Here is a 10,403-nt window from a genome sequence, read left to right as displayed (position 1 = left end):
CCGCGGCACCGGCAACGGTGCCGTCGTCTTTTCCGGCTCTGGCGTCAAACGCTCGGCGCTGCCTAGAATCGGCCACCAGGACAAGGTGTCCACAGGAGCAGGGGAAGGATGCACAAGACCATTCTGGCGGCCGCACTGGCCGTCATCGGGGGCGTTGCCGCAGGCAGCGCGGGGGCGGTGGACCTGACGCAGTACCTGCGCCGGGAGACCTTCACCGATATCAAGATCTCGCCGGGGGGCGAGTACGTAGCGGCAACGGTTCCGAGGGAGGACAGTACCGCGATCGCGATCCTGCGGTTGAAGGACAAGGAGGTGGTCGGCAGTTTCTGGCCGCCCAGCCGCAATCATGCGCAGGAATTCGACTGGGTCAGCAACGAGCGCCTGTTGATCGGCCTGGCCCAGAAGTGGGGCTCGCTCGACCAGCCCAATCCCACCGGCGAACTCTATGCCATCGACGCCAATGGCAACCGTGGCGAGCTGCTGGTCGGCTATCGCGTCGAAAGCAAGGGCCCGGGGACCCGCATCCAGCCGAAGAAAGTCGAAGCCGTGGCCGCCTTCCTGGCCGACGACCTGCCGGGTGACGAGCGCAACGTGCTGGTGACCGTATGGCCGCTGGCCGAGGATCCGTTCACCCGCGTCGATCGCATGGATGTGACCACCGGTCGTCGCTCGCGGGTGGCGTCTTCGCCGGTACGGCGCGGTGAGTTCACCACCGACGGCGCCGGCGAGGTCCGCTTCGTGCACGGCTCGGGCAGCGACAACATCAACAAGCTGTATTTCCGCGAACGCAGTGGCGACAGCTGGAAGCTGATCAATGATGAGGCGGTCAGCAAGCGCATCGAAACCGCCCTCGGCTTCTCGGCCGATGACAGCCTGGCCTACCTCAACGTCGAGCAGGCCCAGGGCCCGGATGCGATCGTCAGCTGGAACCCGCAGACCGGCGAACGCGCGACGCTTCTACGCGACGAGGTGGTCAATCCGTACCGCATCATCCACCGGCCCGGCACCCATGTGCCGGTAGGCGCGCTGTACCTGGGTGACAAACCGCGCACGCGCTTCTTCGATGAAGGCTCGGCCGATGCGCGCCTGTACCGCAGCCTGGAGGCCGCCTTCGGAGGGCCCGTCTACATCACCTCCAGCACCCGCGATGGCCGTGTCGTGCTGGTGGAAACCTGGTCGGGCTCGAATCCAGGCGATTTCTATGTGTACGACACGGTGGCGCGCAAGGCCGATCACCTGATCAGCCGCAGCGACTGGATCGACGTGGACCGTAGCGCCAGCGTGAAGCCGATTGCACTGAAGGCGCGCGACGGGCTGCCGCTGCATGGCTTCCTGACCCTGCCGGCCGGCAGCGACGGGCGCAACCTGCCGATGGTGGTGATGCCGCATGGCGGCCCGTTCGACATCTTCGATTCCGGCCAGTACGACCGCGAAACGCAGATGCTGGCCGCGGCCGGTTATGCCGTGCTGCAGGTCAACTTCCGTGGTTCGGGCAACTACGGCCGGGCCCACACCCAGGCCGGGGCGCAGCAGTGGGGCGCGGCGATGCAGGACGATGTCACCGATGCCACCCGCTGGGCAATCAGCGAAGGCATCGCCGACGGCCGTCGCATCTGTATCTACGGCGCCAGCTACGGGGCCTACTCGGCGATGATGGGTGCCGCCCGCGAACCCGGGTTGTATCAGTGCGCGGCGGGCTATGTCGGGGTCTACGACCTGCCGATGATGTACACCCGCGGCGACATCCAGGACCGGGGTTCAGGCGTGACCTATCTGCGCGAATGGCTGGGGGATCCGGCCAAGCTGGGTGCGGTGTCGCCGGTGAACATGGCCGAACGGATCAAGGTGCCGGTGTTCCTGGCCGCCGGTGGCGAAGACAAGCGCGCGCCGATCCAGCACACCGAGCGCATGGAAGCCGCGCTCAAGCGCGCCGGCACGCCGGTGGAAAGCCTGTACTACAAGACCGAAGGCCACGGCTTCTACACCGAGGCCCATCGCAGCGAGTACTACGACAAGCTGCTGGCCTTCCTGGCGCGCAGCCTGGGCGGCAAGACTGCGACGACCGCGCCCGCGACCGGCAAGGACAAGGCGCCCTGAGCTGACAGGGCGGTGGATGATCATTCCGCCGCCCTGGTTTTCCGCAAGCGCGGGGTTTACTTCACCCCGTGCATCATCTTCTTCAGCAGCGGTGCGGCGATGAAGGCCGCCAGTGCGCAACCCAGGCCGATCCACATCAGCAGCCAGAACAGGTGCGCATAGGCGCCGGCTGCGGCCACCATGTCCAGCGATTCGCCTTCCGGCACCTCGATCGCGGCCAGCTTGCCGAACAGCGCGGCCAGCGTTTCCGAGAACGCGGTGGCCAGGAACCAGGTGCCCATCATCAGGCTCATCACCCGCGGCACGGCCAGCTGGGTCACTGCCGACAGGCCGACCGGCGACAGGCACATCTCGCCGCTGGCCAGCAGGAAGTAGGCCAGCACCAGCCACCACACGCTGGCCATCTCGCCAGTGGCGCCCACCTGCTGCGCCGCCAGTGCCAGCGGTACGAACGACAGTGCGCCAATCACCAGGCCCCAGGCCGACTTCACCGGCTTGCCCGGCTCCCAGCCGCGGCGGTCCATCCACGTCCACAGCGCGGCGAAGGCCGGCGCCAGCAGCACCAGGAACAGGCCGCCGAGGTAGGTGAGCGAACCTGCGGTCTGCGGGATCACCAGGCAGTCGCGCACCAGCAGCACCAGCATCAGCACGACAATGGCGGCGAAGAACGCGCGCGGTGCGGCCGAACCCGGGCGCCGTTCCGACAGGCGCGCGCTGACCACGAAGCCCAGCGGTGCCAGCAGCAGCGAGAGGATGGACCACGGCAGCGGCGTGCCGCCGGTGATCACCAGCGAGGGCACGATGTCCTTGGTCAGCAGGCGGTCGGTGAAGGTCACCCACGAGCCGTAGGACTGCTCGTACATCGTGAAGAACACCAGTGCCATGAAGATCAGCACCATCAGCGCGATCATCTGCTGGCGCTGCACCGGCGTGCATTTCGTGCCGGTGAACCAGGCGAACCAGACCAGCACGCCGCCCAGCACCACCAGCATCAGCATCAGCGCCAGGCTGATTTCTCCGCCCAGCGCGAACGCGCCGTTGCCGGCGGCCCACATCAGCCACGCCACCGGCAGCACACCAAGCACCGCGCACAGGTAGATGAGCCATTCGCGCGGCAGGCCCATCACCTTCTGCTTCAGCGCCGCCGGCTGCGGCGGTTCGGCGTGGCCCTGCAGGTACTTCTGGCCCCACAGGAACATCGCCAGGCCGGCCAGCATGCCGATGCCGGCTGCACCGAAACCGTACTTCCAGCCATAGGCCTCGCCGAGGAAGCCGCACACCAGCGAGGAGAACAGCGCGCCGAGGTTGATGCCGGCGTAGAACAGCGAGAAGCCCGAATCGCGGCGCGGGTCGTCCTTGGCGTACAGCTTGCCGACGATGGTGGAGATGTTCGGCTTCAGGAAGCCGACACCCATGATGATCAGCGCCAGCGACAGGTAGGTCACTGCGAGTGCGGAGGTGTCGCGCACCACTTCGCCGTTTACCCGGTAAGCGGCGTGGCCCTCGAAGGCCATGCCGAGGTGGCCCAGCACCAGCAGGATGCCGCCGAACAGCACCGCCCGGCGCATGCCCAGCCAGCGGTCGGCCAGCATGCCGCCGAACACCGGGATGCAGTACACCAGGCCGCCGTAGGCGCCGAGCAGGTCCAGGCCGGCCTTGTCGCCGAACAGGTGGTACTTGGTCAGGTACAGCAGCAGCAGCGCCTTCATGCCGTAGAAGGAGAAGCGCTCCCACATTTCGGTGAAGAAGCAGACGTAGACGCCCTTGGGATGGCCCAGGAAGTCGTCGGAAGCGATAGCGGTGGAATTCATCGCGGAATTATAGGCCTGTGACCTGATCCGCTTTCAGTAGATCCACGCCATGCGTGGATTGCCGGACTGGCCTGGGCGATCACAGGTATCGCAACCACGGCAGATCGCGCCTTCGCGCTTTGAACCGCGCGAAGGCCCGCGTCGGCGGGTACAGCACCACCGCCAGCGCACAGGCCACCAGCAGCAGGCCGCTGACCGAATCCAGGGCATACAGCTCGCCATGGGTCGGCCCCCAGGCCGCCAACGCGGCCAGGTACAGCCCCTTCAGTACGTACAGGTGCAGCAGGTAGAAGAACATCGGCGCAGCGCCGATATCGGCCAGCGGCTGCAGTGCCCGCGCCAGCGGCGGCCATTCGTACAGCCGCAGCAGCAACACTCCCACGCCCAGGGTCAGCAGCAGGAACTGCAAGGACGGCGGGTACTTGGTGACGTTGAAGATGCTCAGCCAGGTACGCAGCGTGGTGGCCTGGTACTGCCACGGTGCATCCCCGTACTGGTTGGCCAACCGCAGCAATGCGAACAGGGCCAGCGCGCTGACGCCTGCCCACAGCAGCCAGCGCTGGCGCTGCTCCGGCGCGCGCGCGCGGCCAAACCAGGGCCCCATCAGATAACCCAGCGCAATCACCCCGATCCACGGCAGTACCGGATAGGAGGTGCGCAGGCGCAGCGTGCCAGCCTCGATCCAGTCGCGCTGGTGCAGTACTTTCCACAGCACCGCCAGCAGGCCATTGCCTTGCACCCGAAGGCCGTCGAACAGGTTGTGCCCGGCCACCACCGCGATTGCCAGCATCAGCAGGGCCGGGCGTGGCAGCCACAGCAGGCCGGCCAGCGCGATCATGCTCAGCCCGATGGCCCAGATCACCTGTAGGTACAGCGTGTGCGGCGGCAGCTGGAAGGTCCAGGCGAAGTTCACCAGGGTCAGTTCCAGCACCACCAGGAACAGCCCGCGCTTGAGCAGGAAGGCGGCTGTGGCCCGGCGCGGATCCGGCTGGCGCTGGCCGTACAGCCAGGCCGACAGGCCGGTCAACAGGACGAACACGGGTGCGCACAGGTGGGCCAGCAGACGGCAGGCGAACAGCGCAGGGGAGACCGTGGCTGCGTCCATCGGGTCGCTCACCTGGTGCTGCAGGAAGAAGGTCTCGCGCACGTGGTCCAGCAGCATCAGCAGCATCACGGTGCCGCGCAGCTGGTCGATGGAGGCCTGGCGGGGAGAGGGGGAAGAGGGCACGTACGAGGTTTGGTTGGCGTGACAGGATATAACATAACGTTATGCGGTGCGGCCGTTCAGGATTGGCAGGCGTCCGCGCTCCAGCCCTTCTGTGCGTCGTGGCGGACGGGGATCACCCGAGTCGATCCGTCAGGCGCAGCTTTCAGGCAGAACTTCGCCGTGTAGCCCCTGATTGGGCCATTGGTGGGAGCGTTGAGGTAGACCTCATACAAGGTTGCAGGAATCAATGGCTGTGGAGAGGTGCGCAGCGTGGCCGAGGCTGGCAGATCACCGTAGACGATGCACTGGCCCGGCGCCAAAGGCTCTGCGGGAGTCAGGTCGTACATGAACGACCATGCCTTCACCGTGTCGTGGTGATAGACCATCACCGCTTGCAGGATACGGGGCGATCGGACCCATTCCAGTGCCCGCGGAGGCAGGCCGAAACAAGGTATTCCTTCCCGATCCTCGATCACCGCGGTGCCAAACCCGCTGTAGGCGTTGACGTTGCCTATACCCAGCAGCAGGCACAGCATCGCGCCCGCTGCAACGAGGAAGGCTCGCATCATCGTGATCAATGGTGCGTCTGCCATGCGGTCTCCTTGCCGACGATGTGTTGGTGGCAGTGCACGGTGTTGGATTCCGGGAATCGACTCAAGCAGGCGCTGAGCCGCAAACCCCATCGCCTGGCACGCATCGCCCGGTGGGCCGGGGGCGTCGGGGGATTGGGGTCAAGGGACCCCCGCTCCGACAAACCGGTGCACTGTGCACAACTTGGTCAAACACGACACATCTGAAGGGGCCAAGGGCCTGCTGGGGCGCAGTGCTGGGCGAGGGCTTGCCAGCCGGTACCAACCGCACTGGACTTGCCGCCCCCTGAACGCTAGCGTGGCAGGGATTTTTTGCCAGCAGGGGCTTCCATGAACCACGACGCTGCGCCCAAGCAGCTCACCTTCCGCGCAGTGGCCCTGGCCATCGTGCTGGCGGTGGTGCTGTCGGCCGCAAACGCCTACCTCGGTCTGTTCGCAGGCCTGACCATCGCCACCGCCATTCCCGCCGCGGTGATTTCCATGGGCGTGCTGCGCCTGCTGGGCGGTGGTTCCATCCTCGAGAACAACATCGTGCAGACCGGCGCCTCGGCCGGCTCGTCGATCGCCGCCGGTGTGATCTTCACCATCCCCGCGCTGGTGATCATGGGCTACTGGCCGGACTTCAAGTACTGGTGGGTGCTGGGCATCGCCGGCCTGGGCGGCCTGCTGGGCGTGCTGTTCTCGGTGCCGCTGCGCCGTTCGATGATCGTTGAAGACCCGCTGCCGTTCCCGGAAGGCAAGGCGGCGGCGGAAGTGCTCAAGGCCGGTGAGAACCCGGGTCCGGGCCTGAAGATCCTCGGCCTGTCGGCGGTGATCGGCGCCTTCGTCAAGCTGGCTGCGGAAAGCGGCATGCGCTTGATCCCGGACGCCTGGGCCACCTCGGCCTATGTCGGCAGCTCCAAGGTCACCGCCTTCATCGGCACCAACCTGTCGCCTGCACTGCTGGGCGTGGGCTACATCGTCGGCCTCAACGTCGGCATCGTGGTGGTGTCCGGCTCGATCCTGACCTGGCACATCGCCATTCCGATCTACCAGGCGTTCTTCATGAACACCGATCCGGCATTGGCCGCGTCGGTTGCCACCGCTTCGTCCACCGAAGCCGCGTTCGCCATCTGGGGCGCGAAGATGCGTTACCTGGGTGTCGGCGCAATGCTGATCGGCGGCATCTGGACCCTGATCTCGCTGCGCAAGTCGCTGCTGAACGGCGTCAAGAGTGGCTTCGCGGCAGCCCGCAAGAGCGGTGGTCCGGTGCTGGCGCACACCGAACGCGACCTGCCGATGAAGTGGATGCTGGTCGCCCTGGTGGCCTTCGTGCTGCCGCTGCTGGCCCTGTACCAGGCCATCGTCGGCCAGTGGCACGTGTCGATCCCGATGACCCTCATCATGATCGTCGCCGGCTTCCTGTTCGTGTCGGTCTCGGCCTACCTGGCCGGCCTGATCGGCTCGTCCAACAACCCGGTCTCGGGTATCACCATCTCCACCATCCTGTTCGCCTCGGCCGTGCTGGTCGTGCTGCTGGGTGCCGATGGCCTGAAGCCGGTCGGTGCCGGCGGTGCGCCGCTGGGTGCGGTGGCCGCGATCATGATCGGCGCGGTGGTGTGCTGCGCCGCCGCGGTCGGCGGTGACAACCTGCAGGACCTCAAGGCCGGTTACATCGTCGGTGCCACCCCGTGGAAGCAGCAGCTGATGCTGGGCATCGGTGCGTTCTCGTGCGCGCTGATCATGGCCCCGGTACTGAACCTGCTGGCCACTGCCTACGGCATCGGCGTGAAGTCCGAGCTGCACCCGAACGCGCTGGCTGCGCCGCAGGCCAACCTGATGGCCTCGGTGGCCAAGGGCCTGTTCGGTGGTGAACTGCCGTGGACCTTCATCGGCATCGGTGCTGTGGTCGGCGCTGCCATCATCGCCTTCGACAGCTGGCTGAAGGCGCGCAACGCGCGCTTCCGCGTGCCGGTGCTGGCTGCCGCCATCGGCATCTACCTGCCGCTGGAACTGATGGTGCCGATCTTCCTCGGCGGCCTGATCGCCCACCTGGTCGAGCGCTTCCACAAGGTGCGCGCCGATGACGAAGAAGGCCGCGACCGCGTGCACAAGCCGGGCGTGCTGTTTGCCGCCGGCCTGATCACCGGTGAGGCGCTGATGGGCATCGCCATCGCGATTCCGATCGTGGTCAGCAGCCGTGCCGACGTGCTGGCGGTGCCGTTCCACCTGCCGGGCGCACAGTGGATCGGCCTGGCCGTGCTGTTCCTGGTCGGCTGGCTGATCTACCGCACCGGCAAGTACGCCAAGGCGTAAGCAATGGGGTCGGACGCCTTCCCGCAGGGAAGGGCTCCGACCCCGCGCTGACGGCGTCTGGGGTCAGAGCCGATTCCGCCGGAATCGGATCCGACCCCGGCGTCCCCACAAACCCCGCTTCGGCGGGGTTTGCTGTTTCTGGCGATTGCCCGCCTGCAGCCATGACCGATGGCCTTGGCAGCCCCGGCCATGCGGGCCTACCATCGGTTTTTTGCCGTCCTGCGGAGACCCCGATGAAACTGCGTCATGCCCTGCTGCCACTGAGCCTGCTGGCCGCCCTGCCCAGCGTCGCCGCTGCCCGTGGCCTGGAAGTCCGCGACATGGTGGCCATGGACCGCGTCTCCGCGCCGGTATTGACCGCTGACGGCGGCACCGTGGTGTTCGCCAAGCGCAGCGTGGATGCCAATCTCAAGGCCTCCACCGCGCTGTACGCGCGCAACCTGCGCACCCGCGACGCAGCGCCGCCGAAGCAGATCACCCCGGCCGGCTGGAACGTCAATTCCGCTTCGCTGTCGGCCGATGGCCAGACCGTGTATTTCCTCAGTGCCAGGAACGGCAGCCAGCAGCTGTACGCGCAGCCGATCAGCGGCGGCACCCCGCGCCAGCTGACCGACTTCCCGGTCGACGTGGACAGCTACCGTGTGTCGCCGCAGGACGACCGCGTGTTGTTCAGCGCCGGCGTGTTCCAGGCGTGCGCCTCGGACCTGGCCTGCACCGAGAAGAAGCTGAAGGAAAAGAAGGACGCCAAGGCCAGCGGCCAGGTGTGGGATTCGCTGTTCGTGCGCCATTGGGACACCTGGAACGACGGTCGCCGCAACACCCTGTTCGTCGCTCCGCTGCCGGCAGCCAAGGCCGGTGCAGTCAAGGGCGCTTCGGCGCTGAGCGCGACCATCGATGGTGATGCGCCGTCCAAGCCGTTCGGCGGCAATGACGACTTCGTTTGGTCGCCGGACGGCGCCAGCGTGGTGGCCAGCATCCGCGTGGCCGGCAAGCAGGAGCCGTGGTCGACCAACTTCGACCTGTACCGCTTCGACGCCGCGGGCAAGCAGGCGCCGGTCAACCTGACCGCCTCCAACCCAGCCTGGGATGCCGGCCCGGTGTTCAGTGCCGACGGCAAGACGCTGTTCTACCGCGCGATGAAGCGCCCGGGCTTCGAGGCCGACCGCTTCGGCCTGATGGCGATGGACGTTGCCAGCGGCAAGACCCGCGAGATTGCCCCGCAGTGGGATCGTTCGGCCGGTGGCATCACCCTGTCCGCCGACGGCGCCAGCATCTACACCACCGCCGACGACCTCGGCGAACACCCGCTGTTCCAGATCGACGTGGCCAGCGGCAAGGCCACCAAGCTGATCGGCGACGGCAGCGTGACCTCGGTCGACGTGGCCGGCAACAGCGTGGCGATCACCCGCAACAGCCTGAAGAGCAACGACCAGGTGCTGGTCGGCCTGCTGCCGGCCGCGGGCGAAGCCATCGGCGAACTGCGCGCGCTGACCCCGGCCGCAGGCGAGGTGCTGAAGGACGTGTCCTTCGGCGACTACGAGCAGTTCGAGTTCAAGGGCTGGAACAACGACACCGTGCACGGCTACGTGGTCAAGCCGCACAACTACCAGGAAGGCAAGTCCTACCCGGTGGCGTTCCTGATCCACGGCGGCCCGCAGGGCAGCTTCGGCAATGGCTGGAGCTACCGCTGGAACCCGCAGACCTACGCGGGCCAGGGCTACGCGGTGGTGATGATCGACTTCCACGGCTCCACCGGCTATGGCCAGGCATTCACCGATGCGATCAGCCAGCACTGGGGCGACCGCCCGCTGGAAGACCTGCAGAAGGGCTGGGATGCGGCACTGAAGAAGTATTCCTTCCTCAACGGTGACAAGGCCTGCGCGCTGGGCGCCAGCTACGGCGGCTTCATGGTCAACTGGATCGCCGGCAACTGGAACGGCCCGTTCAAGTGCCTGGTCAACCACGACGGCGTGTTCGACCAGCGCATGATGGGCTACGCCACCGAAGAACTGTGGTTCACCGAGTGGGAGCAGGGCGGCACGCCGTACCAGAAGGCCGCCAACTACGAGAAGTTCAACCCGGTCAACCACGTGGCGGACTGGAAGAAGCCGATCCTGGTCATCCACGGCCAGCAGGACTTCCGCATTCCGGTCGAGCAGGGCCTGGCCGCGTTCACCGCCGCCCAGCGCCAGGGCATCGAATCGAAGTTCCTGTACTTCCCGGATGAAAACCACTGGGTGCTGAAGCCGAACAACAGCATCCTGTGGCATGACACCGTCAATGCCTGGCTGAAGCAGCACATCGGCAATTGATGATTGCAGCGCCGCCCTTCGGGGCGGCGCTTTTGTTTCACCCTCTGCTTTACCGGTGGGGGCCGACCGTTGGTCGGTACACCTTCCTGGT

General features: G+C 66.6%; 6 protein-coding genes. 3 read left to right on the top strand and 3 right to left on the bottom strand.

Features of this window, described 5'->3' with window-relative positions; all coding sequences use genetic code 11:
• The first annotated feature begins 108 nt into the window (after window positions 1–108).
• Window positions 109–2,097 (top strand): S9 family peptidase, encoded by a 1,989-nt coding sequence (locus ABGA94_RS11835; RefSeq protein ID WP_065178122.1) that lies wholly within the window; start codon window positions 109–111, stop codon window positions 2,095–2,097.
• 56 nt (window positions 2,098–2,153) lie between these two features.
• On the opposite strand, the gene ABGA94_RS11830 is transcribed toward ABGA94_RS11835, so the two are convergent.
• The 3 genes from ABGA94_RS11830 to ABGA94_RS11820 form a co-directional block, all read right to left on the bottom strand.
• Window positions 2,154–3,908: a peptide MFS transporter gene (locus tag ABGA94_RS11830; protein WP_065185996.1), complete on the bottom strand. Its 1,755-nt coding sequence runs from the start codon at window positions 3,906–3,908 to the stop codon at window positions 2,154–2,156.
• A gap of 79 nt (window positions 3,909–3,987) precedes the next feature.
• Complete coding sequence (locus ABGA94_RS11825) at window positions 3,988–5,136, bottom strand: DUF1624 domain-containing protein (protein ID WP_375367365.1); 1,149 nt, start codon at window positions 5,134–5,136, stop codon at window positions 3,988–3,990.
• Between the two features lie 56 nt (window positions 5,137–5,192).
• The gene (locus ABGA94_RS11820; protein WP_005415677.1) at window positions 5,193–5,708 is read right to left on the bottom strand and encodes a hypothetical protein; all 516 of its coding nucleotides are present in this window, start codon (window positions 5,706–5,708) and stop codon (window positions 5,193–5,195) included.
• A gap of 327 nt (window positions 5,709–6,035) precedes the next feature.
• On the opposite strand from ABGA94_RS11820, the gene ABGA94_RS11815 reads away from it, so the two are divergent.
• Together ABGA94_RS11815 and ABGA94_RS11810 are read left to right on the top strand one after the other, a co-directional pair.
• Window positions 6,036–8,000, top strand: a complete 1,965-nt coding sequence (locus tag ABGA94_RS11815) for an OPT family oligopeptide transporter (protein ID WP_262232801.1) — start codon at window positions 6,036–6,038, stop codon at window positions 7,998–8,000.
• A 233-nt stretch (window positions 8,001–8,233) separates the two neighbouring features.
• Entirely contained in the window at window positions 8,234–10,312 is a 2,079-nt protein-coding gene (locus ABGA94_RS11810; protein WP_375367362.1) for a prolyl oligopeptidase family serine peptidase, read from the top strand.
• The last annotated feature ends 91 nt before the right edge of the window (window positions 10,313–10,403 follow it).

It is taken from the genome of Stenotrophomonas sp. 3diitr2024, from assembly GCF_042136455.1.
GTDB classification, from domain to species: Bacteria; Pseudomonadota; Gammaproteobacteria; order Xanthomonadales; family Xanthomonadaceae; genus Stenotrophomonas; species Stenotrophomonas sepilia.
This window is presented reverse-complemented; position numbering and strand designations above follow the sequence as displayed.

What these genes read in the sequence shown, in the direction of transcription:
- ABGA94_RS11820 (WP_005415677.1), bottom strand. Translation starts at nt 5,708, where the DNA reads ATGGCAGACGCACCATTGATCACGATGATGCGAGCCTTCCTCGTTGCA.
- ABGA94_RS11815 (WP_262232801.1), top strand. Translation starts at nt 6,036, where the DNA reads ATGAACCACGACGCTGCGCCCAAGCAGCTCACCTTCCGCGCAGTGGCC.
- ABGA94_RS11830 (WP_065185996.1), bottom strand. Translation starts at nt 3,908, where the DNA reads ATGAATTCCACCGCTATCGCTTCCGACGACTTCCTGGGCCATCCCAAG.
- ABGA94_RS11810 (WP_375367362.1), top strand. Translation starts at nt 8,234, where the DNA reads ATGAAACTGCGTCATGCCCTGCTGCCACTGAGCCTGCTGGCCGCCCTG.
- ABGA94_RS11835 (WP_065178122.1), top strand. Translation starts at nt 109, where the DNA reads ATGCACAAGACCATTCTGGCGGCCGCACTGGCCGTCATCGGGGGCGTT.